The organism is Acinetobacter sp. 22512, from assembly GCF_052044755.1.
In the GTDB taxonomy this organism is placed as follows: Bacteria; Pseudomonadota; Gammaproteobacteria; order Pseudomonadales; family Moraxellaceae; genus Acinetobacter; species Acinetobacter pittii.
In genome coordinates, this window is the sequence record NZ_JBQENP010000001.1 from 379,722 (window position 1) to 398,209 (window position 18,488).

The following is an 18,488-nucleotide window of genomic DNA, read 5'->3' on the forward strand; positions in this document are numbered from 1 at the left end:
TTTTAATAAAACGCACCAATGTGAGTGTAAAACTCACTCAAAACCATTGATTTTTCATTTAATCAAGCGTTAAAAATATCATACATGGTTTTCGATGCAAATTAACACTCGGTCACATTTTTTTATAAAACACAATGAAGTTTGCACATGATGAAACAAGATGAGCACCTGATGACCTCACGTCGGTTTGTACCGATGTTTTTTACCCAGTTTTTTGGCGCATTAAATGATAACGTTTTTAAGCAAGCTTTATTATTGGTGATTACTTATGGATGGATTCAGCAACAATCTGCTCCCGTAAGTACTCTTAATAATTTGGCAGCCCTCTTGTTTATTCTGCCATATTTCTTTTTTTCAGCCACAGCTGGACAAATCGCCGACAAATACGAACGATCTCAACTCGTCCGTGGTATTAAAATTTTAGAAATCATCATTATGCTCATCGGTACTGCAGGTTTCCTGTTAGGAAACTTATGGCTACTTCTTTTTGCTTTATTTTTGATGGGTACACATTCGACGTTCTTCGGCCCGATTAAATACGCAATTTTGCCTGAAATTTTAAAACCGAACGAGTTAATGTCTGGTAATGCGCTGTTTCAATCCGGCACATCCATGGCGATCTTGTTCGGAATGATCTTAGGTGGTGCCGTAATTGCCTCATCAGATGGTAATTTATTGTGGATTAGTATCACCGTAGTGGCTATTGCTTGCATAGGCTATTTATTTAGTCGCTTCATTTTGCCGCAAAAAGTTGCTGAACCTGACTTAAAGATTGACTGGAATTTTATCCGTACAAGCTTTCAAACCATTAAATATGCTAAAAGCTTACCGTTAGTATTCACAATTTTGCTAGGCAACTCATGGTACTGGTTTTATGGCGCGACTTATTTAACGCAAATTCCGCAGCTTACCCAGCAAAACCTTCATGCATCAGAAAATGTCGTTAGCCTGTTACTGACTTTCTTTTCAGTCGGTATTGGTGTGGGTTCTCTTCTTTGTCGTAAAATTGGTGGTTCAGAAATTAATATTAAAATGGTGCCGATTGGTGCAATTGGCCTTACTGTTTTTGCGCTCTACCTTGCTGCCAGTTTAGCTTTTGTACCAGAAAGAACTGGGGCATTACTTACCTTAAAAGATGTTTTTACCCAAGGCTGGGTTTACTATCATGTCATGATTGCTGTGACTTTATTGGGGATTAGTGGCGGTTTTTATATTGTTCCCCTATATGCCATGATGCAGGCTTATTCACCACGTTCACATCGTGCACGTGTTGTTGCAGCGAATAACATCCTAAATGCCGTTTTTATGGTTTCTTCTGCAATTTTTTCAATCTTAATCTTAAGTGTTTTAAAAATTGATATTAAAATACTATTTATTATTACAGCTGTACTTAGTGCAATCTTTAGTATCTGGCTTCTTGCTAGACTAAAACCAATGCTTGCCACAGCCCACCTTTCTTTAGAGGACTAATTTATGCGCCACTATACTGGAATTGATCAACTTATTAACTCATTTGATCAGGCATTGCGTAGTCTTGTTCCGGGTGCAACAGCAGCACAGCGTCAAAATCCAGCTGAAACAGTAGAAACAAAACTTGGTGTAGAAGATGCTCGCCATGTCGCAGGTTTAATGCGTGTTAACCACAGTGGTGAAGTATGTGCTCAAGCACTTTACCATGGGCAAGCATTAACGGCGAAATTGCCAAATGTACGCCAAGAAATGCAACAAGCAGCGATTGAAGAACAAGATCATTTAGCTTGGTGTGAAGATCGTTTAAAAGAATTAAACAGTCATACAAGTTTGTTAAATCCAATCTGGTACGGATTGTCATATGGCATGGGTGCCCTTGCCGGTATTGCTGGTGACAAATATAGCTTAGGTTTTGTTGCTGAAACTGAGCGTCAGGTTAGTCTGCATTTACAAGATCACTTAAACCAGTTACCTGCTCAAGATGAACGCTCTCGTAAAATTTTAGAGCAAATGAATGAAGATGAATTGCATCACCGTCATACTGCACTTGAAGCAGGCGGTGTTGAATTACCATATGCAGTAAAAATCACAATGACTGCTATTTCAAAGTTAATGACAAAAACCAGTTATTATCTTTAAAAACCAAAGGATTGATCTCATTCAGATCAATCCTTTTTTAAAATATTTATTTTAAGCCGTGATCATATTTGAAACGTTCGATATCTCGAATTGAGTTCCAATAGTTTCTGTTAATACGGTCACGATCAATTTGTAATTCTCTTAAAAGCTTACGATAACGTTCACGCTCTTCTGGCTTTAATTTTTCGTTGTAAGCATTATCAGAATATTGCTTAAACTTTTCGTCATAACGCTCATATTCATTTTTTGCGTTGTAGTAATCGGAAGCTGCTCGATAATAAGGTATTAAACGATTACGCTGCTCGATTGGGCATACATTAATATTGCCGTTACCCTCTAAAGCGTTATAAAAAATATTTGATGGCTGGCAATAATACCCTAAGCCCTCTTTATATCCACGTTCATATGACTTTTGATCTGGAACAATATTGGCTTTTCCACACGCTTTATAATATTGATCTAAACGTGGCGAAGATCCCTTTGAACCATCTTTCTCACCCACTAATGACCAATTCGCAGTCTTACATTCTTCTACGCTCATTGCAGCACAACCTGAAAGGCTGATTGCTAAAATGGCTAACCCGATATTTTTCATATTAAGAAAACTCAAAAATAAAATTAAAAAACGCAAAAAATAAAATTCCAGTACATGTGCTATATAAGCCTTGCTCAATTCAAGATTTATAAATAAATGTTTAACTGGATAAGCATTTAAGTTTAAAGCAGTTTGACCATCTCACCAAATGAGAAGCTTAAATTTTAGCTTTGTTTAACTTAAAAAAGAGAAATCCGTAGAATTTTATAATACGCCAACTGATCTTATACGCTAATTTTACTTTAAAAATTGATTGCAAAAATTAGATTCAAAACATTGATTATTAATAAATAAAAGCAACAAACCCCATAGAAAAACCTTTCATTATTTTACTCTTTTTTTACGAGATTAACTTCAAAGGCTAAGTTAGGATTTTAGCTAAATAACCACCAAGGTTTTTTATAATGAGTACGCTTATTTATCCAAACTTAAACTTACAAAATCCTCTTTTTAAGGCATTTAAAATATCAGATGATTTTATTCCTCCAACACAAACCGACATTTTCAACTCAGAGCTTTTTTTGAAAGAAGTTGATGAATATTTAAGTTTATATCCCCACACTCAGCACATTGATATTTGTCTGCATGACTTAAACGGGCATATTCGTGGCAAACGAATTGAAGTTAAGAGTCTGAAAAATCTATCTAATGGCTGTTATTTTCCTCTTTCTGTTTATGCCATGAGCCTTGATGGAAAAGTGATTGAAGAAACAGGCTTGGGAAAATATATTGGTGAACCAGATAGACTTTGCCTACCCATTTTAGGCAGCTTGCAACCAAGTGCCTTATCCCCAGAATTAAATGCTCAGCTTTACCTATCAATGCAAGAAGAAGATGGTTCAGACTGTCGCTATGAACCACGTAATATATTAAAAAAATTATTAAATCAGTTACATGCTAATAATTATTTTCCTGTCATGGCTGCCGAGCTAGAGTTTTACCTTTTCTCACCTCAGCATCAATTCGAGACATGTTCAGAAAACCAATGTTTTGATATAGATGCGCCAAATAACTATCAACAAGTCCTAGATGAAGTTGAAAAAGCAGCCTTACTACAATCAATTGAAATTACCGCAATTGTTGCGGAATCATCCCCTGGACAATACGAATTAAATCTTCAACACAGCCATGACATTTTAAAACTCTGCGATCAAATTAATGCTTTAAAAAGAATTGTAAAGCAAGTCGCAAGAAAACATGACTTAACTGCTTGTTTCATGGCGAAACCAAACTTAGCAAAGGCTGGTAGTGGCATGCATTTTCATATGAGCATACTTAATCAATACCATGAAAATATATTTAGCTCAGAAGTAGAAAAAAATGAGCTTTCAGCCAAATTATTGAGCGCGATTAGTGGCCTAATTGAGTTAATGCCTGCATCTATGGCGATTTTAGCGCCTAATATTAATTCTTATAGACGTTTTAAAATTGGTCATCATGTGCCATTAGAAGCCAATTGGGATACCAATAACCGAAATGTCGCAATACGAATTCCATGCTCAGATTTACAAAATCAACGCTTAGAATATCGTGTTGCTGGAGCTGACTGTAACCCTTATCTTGTTACAGCGACTATTTTAGCTGGTGTGTCTTATGGCTTATCTCATAAATTGCCGCTCCCAAAACCAGCACATCTTTTAAAATTTCCAGACGAACACATTTTACTAGCAAATAACCAACCGGAAGCCTTAAAAATATTTAAAGGAAGTCTTATTTTAAAAGGATATTTAGGAGCAGACTTTGTAGAGCATTGGTTCACAGTTAAACATGCTGAATATCAAAATATTTATAGTCAAATGACCGAAGCAGAACAACATTGGGATATATAAATAAAAAAAGCAAAAAAACTATAAACCACTTTGCAAACCCTTAGGGAGAAATACCCTAAGGTTTTTTTATATCTAATTAATGATTTTTCTGTTTAGCTAAAAAACGTAACCCAACACCTGGTTCAGTAGCAATATAACGTGGCTGAATCGCGTTATCCCCCAGTTTACTGCGTAACTTACCCACTAAAATACGTAAATAGTGCGTATCTTCCTGATGGGTGGGTCCCCATAGCTCTTTTAAGAGCTGAGGCTGTGTTAAAAGCTGCCCTTGATAGCGCATTAATAGTGTCAAAAGTTGAAACTCTTTTCGAGTTAAAGTAATTGGTTGTTGCTCGATCCAAACTAAACGTTGCATGACATCAACCTTGAGATAGCCATCGTCATACACATGAGCTTCTTGTTGAATCGGTTGATTTCTTAAAATGACACGTATGCGCGCCAAAAGCTCTTGCACACTAAAAGGCTTGGTCATGTAGTCATTTGCCCCTGCGTCTAGCAAGGCAACTTTTTCATATTCATCAGCGCGTACAGATAACACAATAACGGGAACATTCGACCAGCTACGTAATTCTTGGAGGACTTCTTTCCCATCTAAATCAGGTAAGCCTAAGTCTAAAATAACCAAATCAGCCCCTTGGGTTGCCAATGCCTCTAGGCCTTTGTAACCCGTTTCACAGAGCGTGGTTTTGTATTTTTGAGTTCTTAAAGCAATGTCTAAAAATTTACGGATTTGAGGCTCATCATCAATAATCACAATACGTGTTTCTACAGGTGAGGTTTCGGAACTTATCATGAATTTACAACTTATTCTTTTACTGGGTGAATGGGTAATCTGATTTGAATTAAAGTACCTTTATTTTGGCGCCCTGAAAATGCTTCTATTGTACCCATATGAGCACCAATAATCGCTTTTACGATTGTAAGCCCTAAACCAGTACCAAACTTTCCACGGTCTCCTCGTTCCATCGTGTAAAACATATCGAAAATACGATGTCTTTCGTCTTCAGGAATTCCCGTTCCTCTATCTTCAATTTCAATTTTTACTTCATCTTCTGACACAAGATGAGCACGAATCATGACTGGTTCATCTGGAGGTGAAAAGTTTGCGGCATTTTCTAAAACATTAAAAATAGCTTGTTCTACCAGTGCTGGGTGAACATATAAACTAATTTGTTGCTCAGATAACTGAACGACCACTTGTGTATCTGGTTTATAACGCTTTAAACGGCGGGTTGCCGAACCAATTAATTCATCTACCCCAATCCAGTCTCTTTTTAAAGTTAGACCTTCGTGACCTAAGCGTGTCATATCAAGTAAGTTTTGAATGTAACGGTCTAAACGCTCACCTTCTAAATGAATTGTTTCAAGCAGATCTTGTTGGTCTTGTTCTGACATATCAGCTTTAAAATTAGCAAGCGTGTCTGCTGCGCCAATGATAGAAGCAAGTGGCGAACGTAAATCATGCGATACCGAAGATAATAAAGCAGAACGTAAGCGCTCTGTTTCACTGGTGACTTTTGCTTGTTCAAGCTCATTGACCAATTGGGTTCGAAGTACTGCCTGTGCAATGTACTCAATTACACTTTCAGTCAATTTTTTTTGCTCAAAATTTAAGGAAACCACTTCATCCTTAAAGTAAATTCCCACAATACCTAGGCTATTTTTTTGTTCTAAAAGAGGTAAAAACCACCAGTTTGACTGACTCAGAGTATCGGTAAAACGCCCACACGGCTGCTTGTGTTTCAAACACCATTCTGCGGCTACTTTTTCTTTATCATTTAGCTCAATATCAGATGAAATTACCTTATCTCGAATAGAAATCCACACTTTAGTTTGAAGTTGTGTTTCTAAAGTCATACGTCCTGTTTGCATGACTTCTTCAAGGTTTACTGCACTAGAAAGCTTACGCGCCAAGTCTTGCATTACCGTAGTGTAAGCATTCGCAGCTTTTAAAGACAAAACTTGCTGGCGTAACTGAGAAGCTAAACGGCCAGCAATTAAAGCTGCTGCAAAAAAAGCAACAACGGTGACTACCCCTTGGTGTGCTGAAATCTGAAAGGTATAACGCGGGGCAATAAAGAAAAAATTATAGGCTAAGAAACAAATAAGAGCAGCCACTACTGCAGCTAACATTCGGGTTTTCGTTGCAACAATTAAAACAGAAATAATAAAAATGACAGAGAAGTCTTCAATACCAAATAGAACTTCGGCGAAGTGAGCTAGAAAAATGCTACCGCACGTCACAGCTAAAACAAAAACACTTTCTTTTAATGATAAAAATGAAGGCTTTTTGAGCTGATTAATCTTTTTAGTACCCTGTTCTGGGTGCAAAATGGTTAAAGCAATTGAGTTTTCTTGATTTAATAATTGCTGAGCTAAATTTTTCTTAAATAACTTTAACCACCACGGTGAAATACTTTTACCAATGACAAGATTGGAAATACCTCGATCAACGGCGGCATCCATTAACACTGATGCAACTCGCGGCCCATATAAAACTTCAGTTCGACCACCTAGTTGTCGAGCCAACTCAAACGCACGGTCAATCTCGATGTATTCTTTTTTATAAGAACTCACTGAACTCTGCCCAAAGTCCAAACTTCTAGCAACATTTACTACAGTCCATGTAGCCCCATTACGTTCTGCTAAGCGGCAGCCTGCTCGCACTAAATATTCAGAAGAGCCTTGCCCATCTATCGCAATCATCAATTCATTTTGTAACGATATAGATTTCAAACCCTTTGAGGCATAACTCTCTTTTAAGTCTGAATCGACATGCTCAGCAACGCATTGCATTGCCAGTTCACGTAATGCCGTTAAATTTGAAATGCTAAAAAAGCCTTGTAATGCCAGATTTGCTTGCTCTGGCACATAGACTTTTCCTTGATGGAGCCTTTCAATAAGCTCACTGACGGGTAAATCTATTAAGCGAATGTCTCGAATACGATCAAATACCCGATCTGGTACTGTTTCATTTACTCGAATGCCTGTAATTTGATAGACCACATCATTTAGGCTTTCTAAATGTTGAATATTTATAGTGGTGAATACATCAATACCAGCGTCTAGCAACTCATTAACATCTTGCCACCGTCGTTCATGACGACTATTTGGGACGTTGCGATGAGCCAATTCATCAACCAAAATGATTTGCGGATGCCTAAGTAAAATAGCATCCAAGTCCATTTCTTCTAAAATATGCCCCTGATATTGCATTTCTTTTCTAGCAATCTGAGGCAACCCTTCCAAAATTTTTAGAGTTTCGATTCTTCCATGAGTTTCAACAATACCAACAACAACATCTGTGCCCTGTTGAAATAATTCTTTGGCGCGGGCAAGCATGGCATAAGTTTTTCCTACACCAGGTGCCGCACCAAGAAAGACCGTTAGTCGACCGGCTTGATATCTGTTGACATGATTTAATAAGGCCTCAGCCTGATTTTCGCGATTGCTTTGCACTTGATATCATCCGGTAAACTAACAACTTTATTTTTAAGTTAATGTGTAGATTGTAATTGATCTAAAGCAATATTGAGCTGTAATACATTAACACGAGCTTGCCCTAGTACACCAAACTGCTTCGGTTCAATATGCTTTTGCAAAAGCTCTTCCACAATCTTAGGGTCTAAATGACGAGCTTGAGCCACTCGAGCAACCTGTAACTGAGCAGATTCAGGACTAATATGCGGATCAATACCACTACCAGATTTAGTCACCAAATCACTTGGAATAGGTGTATTACCTGTGTGATCTTGTTTTTTCACAGCAAGAATCCGAGCATCAATTTGTTGCTGTAGTTCAGGATTAGTACGAGCTAAGTTTGTACCTGCCATCGCCATCGGGTCATAAGCGACTGCTGAAGGACGTGAATGAAAATAAGCCTCTCCAACAAATGGCTGAGCAACTAATTTTGACCCTAAAACTTTATGATCTATTTCAATCAAACTACCATTTGCTTGATTATTGAATAACACCTGTCCCGCACCTGTAGCGATAGCACTATAAGCAGCGCCACAGCCAACTAAGGTAAAAATTAATAATCCCAAAGATGCTCTTAAGGTCTGACCCAAATTTGCTTCTGAATTTTGTACATAAGTTTTCATTTCAAACTCCAGATTACAAACCACATAATTGAACAATCACTACATCAATCGCTTTGATGGCAAGGAATGGTAGAACTACACCGCCCACCCCATAAATCAACATATTTCGACGTAGTAACTGAGTTGCAGTTGAAGGTTTAAATTTCACGCCTCGGAGTGCGATTGGAATTAATAGCGGAATAATAATCGCGTTAAAAATTAATGCAGATAAAATCGCGCTGCTTGGACTTGCTAAGTGCATTACATTTAATACTTGCATTTGTGGAATCGCAGCAGCGAACAATGCAGGCAAGATGGCAAAGTATTTAGAGACGTCGTTTGCTAACGAAAATGTTGTTAAAGCACCACGGGTAATCAGCTGCTGTTTCCCAATCTCAACCACAGCAAGTAGTTTGGTTGGGTCAGAGTCTAAATCGACCATATTGCCAGCTTCTTTTGCAGCTTGTGTACCTGAGTTCATGGCTAAGCCAATATCGGCTTGAGCTAATGCTGGTGCATCGTTGGTTCCGTCACCGACCATCGCAACTAAACGGCCTTGTTGTTGTTCTGTGCGAATACAAGCCAATTTGTCTTCTGGTTTTGCTTCGGCAATATAATCATCTACACCAGCTTCAGCAGCAATGGCGGCCGCAGTTAATGGGTTATCACCTGTAACCATAACGGTTTTGATGCCCATTTCTCTTAAACGAGCAAAACGTTCTTTAATGCCGTGTTTAATTACATCAGAGAGTTCAATCACACCTAATACATGATGTTGATTTGCGACAACCAATGGTGTTGCCCCTTTTTTGGCAACTTGCTCAACACGTGCTTTTAACTCTAAATCTTGAGAATAATCTTCATCTACAAACTTCAAGATTGCATCTAAAGCACCTTTACGAATTTGGTCACCATTCGGTAAATTCACGCCAGAAATTCGGGTAGAAGCACTAAAAGAGATAAATTCAGCTTGCTCAGGTTCTTGCTGTTTTAAACCTTGTTCTTTTGCTAACTTAACAATCGATTTCCCTTCTGGTGTTGGGTCGGCAAGTGAACTTACCCAAGCAGCCACTCTTAACTCAGACTCAGTTACCGAAGTTAAAGGATAAAATGAGGTCGCTTGACGGTCACCATAGGTAATGGTTCCTGTTTTATCGAGTAAAAGCACATCAATGTCACCTGCAACTTCTACCGCTTTACCTGATTTCGCCAAAACATTGGCTTTGAGTGCACGGTTCATCCCCGCAATACCAATCGCAGGTAACAAACCACCAATGGTTGTAGGAATCAAGCAGACCAGTAACGCCACGAGCACAACTGGATCAAGCTCAATATGCAAATACTTGGCAATAAATGGCAAACTAATCACGACAATTAAAAACGTGATTGTCATCACCATTAATAAGAAGCCAAGCGCAATCTCATTCGGTGTTTTTTGACGATTTGAACCTTCGACCAAAGCAATCATGCGGTCCAAGAAACTTTGACCAGATTCAGCAGTCACTTGTACGATAATACGATCCGTAAGTACTTTAGTTCCGCCAATAACGCCTGAACGGTCAGTTCCAGCTTCACGTAGCACAGGTGCTGACTCACCTGTAACAGCCGATTCATTAATGGTCGCAAAGCCTTCTACAATCTCACCATCAGCTGGAACAAGTTCACCTGCATGAACTTCAATGAAATCATTTAAATGAAGTTCAGTCGCTGCAACTTGAGTCGCTTGACGGTCTGTCAAAGAGTTGAGTCTTCGAGCTGTTAAATTTTCTCTTGCTGCACGTAATGAAGATGCCTGTCCACGACCTCTGGCCTCTGCAACTGCTTCAGCATAGTTAGCAAATAAAATGGTAATAAACAGAATTGCTGTAACTGCGAAACCAAATAACAGCGTGGTGTAACCCAAGACTGTACTAATTGCAGCAACCACTGTTCCAAGCCATACAATTGCCATCACAGGGTTTTTAATTGCATGCTGCGGTAGCAGTTTCACAAATGCATTTTTCCAAACTTCAAAATTTGGCACTGCCATGGTTTGTTTATGGCTATTTACATGAGTTTGTGTATTCATTTTCACTCGCCTCCTTAGCCTTTAACCAACAAAAGTTGATCGGCAATAGGCCCAAGGACAAGAACTGGCATAAATTGTAATAAGGTAAGCAACACAACAATCGTAATCAGCGTTAAAGCAAAGGTTGGAGTTTCAACCTGAAGACTACCTGCTGTTTCGGGTGCTTTTCTTTTTGCTGCTAAATGTGTTGCAATCATTAATGGCAAAATTAAGGTTGGAAAACGTCCTAAAAGAAGAGCAATACTACAAGTGACATTCCACCATACAGTGTTGTCTCCAAGACCTTCAAAACCTGAACCATTGTTGGCAAATGCAGAGACATATTCATAGAACACTTGGCTAATACCATGTGGTCCCGGATTACTAATTCCAGATATGCCTGGAACGCTGAGGCTTAATGCGGTAAATGCAAGAATGACTAAAGGTTGAATCAAGATAATAATCGCGAGCAACTTAATTTCTGCCGCTTCAATCTTGCGCCCAAACAATTCAGGGGTACGACCTGTCATTAAACCTGCAATAAATACTGCGAGTAACAGATAAATCATAAACTGTTGCAGACCACAGCCCACACCACCCCAAATGGCATTAATCAGCATGTTAATGAGTTCGACTAAACCGGTAAGCGGTGCAGAAGAATCATGCATCATATTGACCGAGCCGTTATTTACCTGTGTAGTAAGCGCTGCCCAAACTGCTGATGCTGCTGGTCCAAATCGTTGTTCTTTACCTTCCATTACGGCAAATTGAGATGCTGTCGATGACATACTCTCAGACCAGACAGCCGCTGCACCTGAAATAATTGACATGAAAAGCATGCTGCCAAAGACAAAGTAAGCAAACTTTTTACGCTGAGTAAAATGCCCAACCATAAAAATGACTGTGATTGGAATAAGTAAGATCGCAATCATTTCTAGTAAATTAGAAAATGGTGTTGGATTTTCTAAAGGCACAGAACTATTTGGACCGTACCAACCACCACCGTTACTACCTAATTGCTTAATCGCCACCATTGGCGCAACTGGTCCTAAAGGAATTTTTTGAGTTTCAACACTATTGGCTTTATCAATAAGCTGTACTTCTGGCCCACCTTGGAAAGTTGCAGGCACACCTTGGCTGTTAAGCAACAATGACCAGACAAAACAGAGTGGAAGCAAAAAGCGAACTGTAGGACGAATTACATCTGCCCAATAGTTACCAATTAAAATTTGATCTGGCTGCTCGGCAACATCGGCCGCAATATGGCTTGGACGCTGATAAAAGAAAGCTCTTAATGTTGCAACCACCAAAGCCAGCCCCATCATTGGAGTAATGACTTGCAAGCCCACAATACCTGTCATTTGCGACAAATAAGATAATTGAGCCTGACCAGAATAATGCTGTTGGTTGGTGTTTGTTAAAAATGAAATAACAGTGTGTAGCGCTAAATCCCAACTCATATTTGGTGCATGGTTCGGGTTTAATGGTAACCATGCTTGCGTCATAAAAATAGCAAGAATAGCCACTGCAAGAAAAATACAGCTCACAACAAATGCTAGAGAATATTGTTTCCAATTCATTTGTTGTTGTGGAGATACACCTAATAAGCGGTATACAGGATTTTCAATCCAGCGAAATAATCCATCACCCCACATCGGCTGATTTGCCATCACTTTGGATAAATATTTACTGAGGCACCATGCTAGAAAAATAGCAATAAATAAAACAAGTATAAGTTCTAACATGGCTATTCTCCTCTATACCCCTTGGCTTGATTTGCCAGACTGGAAATAAGGAGAGATGAAGAAATATCATTTGTTTTAAGTCCGCATAAGACAATGCCAGACTGATGCAAGATGCGCATTTGAGAATTTATAAGCATCTTTATTGTCCTGAAATAACACTAATTTAGTGAATTTCAGTATCGATAAAATACCCGTAAATTCTCTATTGAGGAAGTCAAAGCCCGCGTAAAGTTTGCGTAAAATTTAGTTTGAAGGGTATTAAACTTTAAAATTAACGACTGGATAAATCATGCTATCAGCCTTTAAGGCTTCACAATGCCAAAGTTCATATAAAGGAATTTTTACATCGAGTGCCAAAGGTAGCTTTTTAGAATTAAATTGCATATGGTCCAGATCACTTCCCCATGCAATCAAATCTACATCTAAAGAAATATGATGCGACGGACGAACACGCCCCGAATCTGACTCAAGTTTCTTTAGAAAAGATTCAATTTGTTCACACGATAAAGTGCTTTTTAATAGACATGCCGAATTCCAATAATCATCTCCAATACCATCTCGGCATGGAATTTGATAAACAGATGAAAACTGCACTTTCCCCAATGTTGCCAATTGCGTATAAGCAAAAGTAAAGTGCTGATCTGCGTCTAAATTACTCGCTAGGGCGAGCGCAAAAATTGTTTCTGGTGCGTTCAAGACGAATTCCTACAGCATTTGCTTCTGCAATGATGGCTGGCTTACGGATGGTTATGGTAATTTTTTCAATTGATGGAAAGGTTTCAAACAAACATTGTAAAACCAGATGTGCTGCATGCTCGATTAATTCAGGTTTGGCTTGTTGAATGGTTTGAGCCGATAACTCACAAATCTGCGCATAGTTGAGAGTGTCCTCAAGCTTGTCAGACGCTGCAGCTCGGCTCAAATCATTATGGATGGTTAAATCCAACATTAAAGGTTGAATGATTTGTCTTTCCCAGTTGAAACAGCCAATGACTGTCTCAACTTTCAAGCCTTCAATAATAATGGCATCCATAAATTTAAACTGACCTTAGTGCTTTAATAACGAAGCAGGTTCCATATTTTGAACCATTTTCAAACGCTGGTCTGCATAAATATCAGTATATGGTGCGAGTACGCGCATAAAACGATCGAAATAAAGCATTTGCTTAAATAATAAAGCAAAATCACGTGGGAATTTAATCCCGTGGCGTTCGCCTACACCTACCATATCCATCATGATGTCATTTAAATCGGCTGGATTTGAAGACAAGATCTGTTGCGGATCGGCCATTAATACGCCATTAAACAAACGTTCTAGATCTTGAGCCAACACCTGAACGTCAATTTTGTTATGGGTCATACCCATTTTCAGCATATTTTCAGCCATTGCCTGATAATCAGTTTTTTGTAAGGCATCCATAAATGCAATACATGCAGTCCAAACTTCAGGTTTTAACTGGCCGACGATACCAAAATCAATAAAACCAATACGCCCATCTTCAAGCAACATTAGGTTCCCAGCATGTAAGTCAGCATGAAAACTCTTACACAGCATAAGACTACCGAACCATGTATTCATGGCAGTAATCAGTACTTGCGAAGGATCTTTAGCATATTGTTTTACAACACTAAAGTCTGTCAAAGACACACCATATAGACGTTGCATAGTTAAGACACGACGTGTAGAAAACTGATGATAAACTTTAGGCGCTGTCGCTGCTTTATTTTGTGAAATATTAAGATATTCCACAAAATCATCTAGGTTTTGTGCTTCTTCAATGAAATCGACTTCACGGACCATACGGCTTTTAATTTCATCTACAATTTCAGAAAGAGCTGCGAATTTGATCTTTGGTACAGCACGTTCGAGCAGCTTGGCAGCCCAATGTACTACACTTAAGTCTGTATATAAAATGGTTTCAACACCAGGCTTTTGTACTTTGATAACGACATCTTCACCTGTGGTCAGCTTAGCTGCATGAACCTGAGCAATTGATGCAGAAGCTAATGGCTTTTCATCGATATAGCTAAAAATCTGGCTTAAATCGCGCCCTTCAAACTCAGATGCAAGCACACCTTGAATATAACTAAATGGGAGTGTTGGTGTCTGGTCTAAACAACCTTGAAATTCTTCTACATATTCACGTGGGAAAAGCGATGGCGTACTCGCAATAAACTGACCAAGCTTAATATAAGTTGAACCAAGTGACTCAAAAGTCTCTCGCATGAGTTTGGCATTACTTGGTTTTTCAGTTGCGTATTTAATTCCAGCTTTGGCCGCAACCACTGCTGTTTCACCAATGCGGGCGACTGAACGCAGCCCATCAAACAAAATATTTTTTTTCATATTTCTTCAAAACCAAATCATTCAGGTTGAGTGTAGCAAATTTTGTTTAATTTACTGATTAGCTTGCCTGACAAAGTGGGCAATTTACATCTTTATCAAAACTAACAATACGTTGTGTCATATTTAAACCATCCCACAATAATAGTTTCTGCTTTAAAGGTGTACGATTTAAACCTAAATATAGCAAAGTGTGATGCGCTTGTAATGACGCTATCATTACAGGAGTAGTTGCCAGTACCCCTGACTCTGCACAGCGCAGCCCCTCATTGGCAGGTTGTTCTTTTGGGAAAAGGCATTCATAACAAGCTGAATCACCTTCAACCATAAACATTTGTGCCTGAAAACCAATTGCTGAAGCACTAATTAATGCGACCTGATGTTTCTTACAAGCTGCATTTACTAAATAGCGAGTTGTAAAATTATCACATCCATCTAAAACCACATCTTGGTGTTCAACAAGTCTATCAATATTATGTTCGTCTAAACGTTCGTTGTAGTATTCGACACAGATATAAGGGTTAATTTTCTGTAAACGTTTAGCCAAAATTTCTGCTTTGTAACGACCAATATCTTCATGACCAAATGCAATTTGACGCTGTAAATTACTTATTTCGATCATATCTGCATCAATCAGTGTAATTTTCCCAACCCCTGCTCGCGCTAGTAACTCCGCACTGCTACATCCTATTCCACCAGCACCTACAATCAGCACATTAGCAAGTTTGAGTTTTTCCTGAGCTTCAATATCCCATCCATCAAGTAAAATCTGACGGCTATAGAGATGCATTTCTTCATCACTTAACTCTACAAAATCGATATCTTGAAGCTCGGTCACACGTTAATCCTTTCACTTAGAAGCGAAATGATTTTATGATTAAGTTCGTTATTATGAAAGCTATAAAATAGAAACAACTTTTTTATTCTAATAAAGCTTATTTATCAACATTGCATCTATCAAGCTTTCTGCAACAATAGAAATATCTATTTTCTTTATTACTTAGGCTAAATATGACGCAATCATATATTGCACCTGTAGAGTTAGAAAAAGCTTATCGTTTATTAAATCATGGCCCAACTGTGCTTGTTTCTGCACAACATGGTGATGACCGCAATGTGATGGCTGCCGCTTGGGCATGTGCCTTAGAGTTCAAACCAGCTAAAGTGTCCGTAGTTCTCGACAAAAGCACTAAAACCCGACAACTCGTTGAGCAAAGTGGCTATTTCACACTACAAGTTCCCTGCTATGCACAGCTCGATCTGACTCATCAACTTGGAACCATTAATAAGTTGGATGATCCAGAAAAACTTGAGCATTGCGGTGTTGAGCTATTCTATCAAGAAGGCCTTACCAGCCCGCTTGTATCAGGTTGCATTGCATGGCTTGTCTGTAAACTTATTCCAGAACCACATAATCAGTCAGCTCATGATTTATTTATTGGTTCTGTTGTAGGTGCATGGGCAGATAGCCGCGTTTTTAGAGATGGGCACTGGCATTTTCAAGATGCGCCAAAAGAACTTCGCAGCCTGCACTATATTGCAGGCGGAACTTTTTATTTGATTGGTGAGGAAGTCAAAGCTCAAATTTAATCCTTAAAAAGTGAGTTTCATTTAATTGCAAAAAACCGCATAACAATTGCGGTTTTTTTGCAGTCAACAACATTTTTTAAAAATCTAATATTTAAACTTGAGCCACTTCACGCGCAATCACCAAACGTTGAATATCAGAAGCACCTTCATAAATCTGGCTTACACGAACATCACGATAAATTCTCTCTACAGGGAAATCACTCACATATCCATAACCACCATGAATTTGAATCGCATCCGAACACACCCGCTCAGCCATAGTAGATGCAAATAGCTTTGCCATTGAGGCTTCTTTTAAACAAGGTAGCTCCGCATCTTTTAAAGTTGCAGCATGTAAAACCAACTGATGTGCCGCTTCAATCTGGGTCGCCATATCGGCTAAACGGAAACCAACCGCCTGATGCTGAACTAATTCGACTCCAAAAGCTTTACGCTCATTTGCATATTGCACCGCTGCATCAAAAGCCGCTCTTGCCATACCTACCGATTGAGCTGCAATACCAATACGTCCAGCTGCCAAATTAGATAATGCAATTTTATAACCTTCACCCTCTTGCCCCACCAAATTTTCTAAAGGAATTCGGCAGTCCTCAAAAGTAATGGTCGCTGTATCTGAAGCATGTTGACCCATTTTGTCTTCAATACGAGTCACCAAGTAACCTTGTGTATTGGTGGGTACAAGAAAGCACGAAATACCTTTTTTACCAGCTTGTTTATCTGTGACCGCGAACACCAAAGCCACTTGGGCATTTTTACCACTGGTGATAAATTGTTTTACGCCATTAAGCACCCAATGGTCGCCATCTCGCTCGGCTTTACATAAAATCGCGCTCGCATCGGAACCGACATGTGGCTCAGTTAAACAAAAGCATCCTAGCCATTCGCCAGAGGCAAATTTTGGCAAATAGGTTTGTTTTTGCTGCTCTGAACCGTATGCCAGTGTAATACCGCAAATCAAAGAGTTTTGTACGCTTACAATTGTCGAAATAGCACCATCGCCTGCGGCAATTTCCTCAATTGCGAGTACCAAAGATACATAGTCCATTCCTGCACCGCCCCATTCATCGGGCACGGTCATCCCCATAGCGCCTAGTGCACCTAAATCTTTGAGTTCCTGAGCTGGAAATTCATGAGTTTTATCGCGATGTGCAGCAGTTGGCTTTAACTGATTTTGCGCATAGTTACGCATCATCTCCTGAACCATACTTTGTTCAGCATTTAAGATCATTTCAGCATCCTTATTTTTATTATTTTGCTGCCATACGAATTGCACCATCTAGACGGATGACTTCACCATTTAAGTAAGAGTTTTCAGCAATATGTGCCACCAAACGAGCAAACTCTTCTGGTTTTCCTAAACGAGATGGGTACGGCACCATTTGCCCCAAAGCATCTTGTACATTTTGTGGCATACCCTTAAGCATTGGGGTTTCCATAATTCCCGGTGCAATGGTCATAATACGAATAGCATGTCGCGCAAGCTCACGAGCAATCGGCAATGTCATCGCAACAATAGCGCCTTTTGATGCAGAATACGCAGCCTGACCAATTTGACCATCAAATGCGGCAACAGAAGCAGTGTTAACAATTACACCACGATCTTCTTCACCTTCTTCAACCGTGTTTTTACTCATTGCATCTGCTGCAAAACGCAGCATGTTAAATGTACCTGTAACATTAATATTTAAAGTCTTTGCAAATAATCCCAAGTCATGAATGCCCTCACGGCCAACCACTTTCGCAGAAGGGCCAATACCGGCACAGTTCACCAAACCATGCAAATGACCATGTTTTGTCAACACATCTTTAAAGAACTGTTCAGCAGCAGCTTCATCGGTCACATCAAGTTTTACAAAGTCAGCTTTTGGCCCCAACTGTTTTGCTTGTTGCTCGCCTGCTTCTGTATTCATGTCTACCAAGGTAACTGAAGCACCTTGCTGGACTAAATACTCAGCTGTTGCAGCACCTAAACCAGACCCACCACCTGTAATTACGAAATGTTTCCCTTGAATTTTCATTGTGTAATGTCCTATAGAAATGTTCTTTAAACTTAGTAGTGAGAGTAAAAGTTGTTGTTTTCCGATACAATTTCAAAAAGCCTCAAAATGTTTGCAGCTTTTGATCAATCCAAATTTTAAATATGCAGT

The 18,488-nt window shown here is 39.1% G+C and carries 16 protein-coding genes; 4 read left to right on the plus strand and 12 right to left on the minus strand.

Annotated features, from left to right (window positions below; translation table 11 throughout):
* Window positions 1-147: 147 nt before the first annotated feature.
* Complete coding sequence (locus ACTJJG_RS01830) at window positions 148-1,470, plus strand: MFS transporter (RefSeq protein ID WP_372552752.1); 1,323 nt, start codon at window positions 148-150, stop codon at window positions 1,468-1,470.
* A gap of 3 nt (window positions 1,471-1,473) precedes the next feature.
* Entirely contained in the window at window positions 1,474-2,109 is a 636-nt protein-coding gene (gene coq7 / locus ACTJJG_RS01835) for a 2-polyprenyl-3-methyl-6-methoxy-1,4-benzoquinone monooxygenase (RefSeq protein WP_002119684.1), read from the plus strand.
* A gap of 46 nt (window positions 2,110-2,155) precedes the next feature.
* On the opposite strand, the gene ACTJJG_RS01840 is transcribed toward coq7, so the two are convergent.
* On the minus strand, window positions 2,156-2,704 hold the full coding sequence (locus ACTJJG_RS01840; protein ID WP_032055682.1) for a DUF2799 domain-containing protein: 549 nt from the start codon (window positions 2,702-2,704) through the stop codon (window positions 2,156-2,158).
* A gap of 404 nt (window positions 2,705-3,108) precedes the next feature.
* On the opposite strand from ACTJJG_RS01840, the gene ACTJJG_RS01845 reads away from it, so the two are divergent.
* A complete protein-coding gene (locus ACTJJG_RS01845; RefSeq protein WP_032063246.1) occupies window positions 3,109-4,533 on the plus strand; it encodes a glutamine synthetase family protein in 1,425 nt (474 codons plus the stop codon).
* A 76-nt stretch (window positions 4,534-4,609) separates the two neighbouring features.
* Here ACTJJG_RS01845 and ACTJJG_RS01850 read toward each other — a convergent pair whose 3' ends face one another.
* The 9 genes from ACTJJG_RS01850 to ACTJJG_RS01890 form a co-directional block, all read right to left on the minus strand.
* Window positions 4,610-5,326 (minus strand): response regulator, encoded by a 717-nt coding sequence (locus ACTJJG_RS01850; protein ID WP_000625746.1) that lies wholly within the window; start codon window positions 5,324-5,326, stop codon window positions 4,610-4,612.
* Between the two features lie 11 nt (window positions 5,327-5,337).
* Window positions 5,338-7,992, minus strand: a complete 2,655-nt coding sequence (locus ACTJJG_RS01855; RefSeq protein WP_372552753.1) for an ATP-binding protein — start codon at window positions 7,990-7,992, stop codon at window positions 5,338-5,340.
* A gap of 38 nt (window positions 7,993-8,030) precedes the next feature.
* A complete protein-coding gene (kdpC, locus tag ACTJJG_RS01860; RefSeq protein WP_372552754.1) occupies window positions 8,031-8,636 on the minus strand; it encodes a potassium-transporting ATPase subunit KdpC in 606 nt (201 codons plus the stop codon).
* Window positions 8,637-8,649: 13 nt separating this feature from the next.
* Window positions 8,650-10,689 carry a potassium-transporting ATPase subunit KdpB gene (gene kdpB, locus ACTJJG_RS01865; RefSeq protein ID WP_372552755.1) on the minus strand — a complete coding sequence of 680 codons (2,040 nt, stop codon included), beginning with the start codon at window positions 10,687-10,689 and terminating at the stop codon, window positions 8,650-8,652.
* A gap of 8 nt (window positions 10,690-10,697) precedes the next feature.
* Window positions 10,698-12,407, minus strand: coding sequence for a potassium-transporting ATPase subunit KdpA (kdpA, locus tag ACTJJG_RS01870; RefSeq protein WP_372552756.1), 1,710 nt, complete (start codon window positions 12,405-12,407; stop codon window positions 10,698-10,700).
* A gap of 258 nt (window positions 12,408-12,665) precedes the next feature.
* The gene (locus ACTJJG_RS01875; protein ID WP_032055675.1) at window positions 12,666-13,103 is read right to left on the minus strand and encodes a 2-amino-4-hydroxy-6-hydroxymethyldihydropteridine diphosphokinase; all 438 of its coding nucleotides are present in this window, start codon (window positions 13,101-13,103) and stop codon (window positions 12,666-12,668) included.
* Entirely contained in the window at window positions 13,060-13,440 is a 381-nt protein-coding gene (gene folB, locus ACTJJG_RS01880) for a dihydroneopterin aldolase (RefSeq protein WP_069119252.1), read from the minus strand. The genes ACTJJG_RS01875 and folB overlap by 44 nt, the downstream gene beginning before the upstream one ends.
* Window positions 13,441-13,455: 15 nt before the next feature.
* Window positions 13,456-14,754, minus strand: coding sequence for an ABC1 kinase family protein (locus tag ACTJJG_RS01885; RefSeq protein WP_002119658.1), 1,299 nt, complete (start codon window positions 14,752-14,754; stop codon window positions 13,456-13,458).
* A 58-nt stretch (window positions 14,755-14,812) separates the two neighbouring features.
* On the minus strand, window positions 14,813-15,589 hold the full coding sequence (locus ACTJJG_RS01890) for a HesA/MoeB/ThiF family protein (protein ID WP_032063252.1): 777 nt from the start codon (window positions 15,587-15,589) through the stop codon (window positions 14,813-14,815).
* 173 nt (window positions 15,590-15,762) lie between these two features.
* On the opposite strand from ACTJJG_RS01890, the gene ACTJJG_RS01895 reads away from it, so the two are divergent.
* On the plus strand, window positions 15,763-16,341 hold the full coding sequence (locus tag ACTJJG_RS01895) for a flavin reductase family protein (RefSeq protein WP_032055671.1): 579 nt from the start codon (window positions 15,763-15,765) through the stop codon (window positions 16,339-16,341).
* A gap of 91 nt (window positions 16,342-16,432) precedes the next feature.
* On the opposite strand, the gene ACTJJG_RS01900 is transcribed toward ACTJJG_RS01895, so the two are convergent.
* Window positions 16,433-17,569, minus strand: a complete 1,137-nt coding sequence (locus ACTJJG_RS01900; RefSeq protein ID WP_025466499.1) for an acyl-CoA dehydrogenase family protein — start codon at window positions 17,567-17,569, stop codon at window positions 16,433-16,435.
* 19 nt (window positions 17,570-17,588) lie between these two features.
* A complete protein-coding gene (locus ACTJJG_RS01905; protein WP_032055667.1) occupies window positions 17,589-18,359 on the minus strand; it encodes a 3-hydroxyacyl-CoA dehydrogenase in 771 nt (256 codons plus the stop codon).
* Window positions 18,360-18,488: the final 129 nt, after the last annotated feature.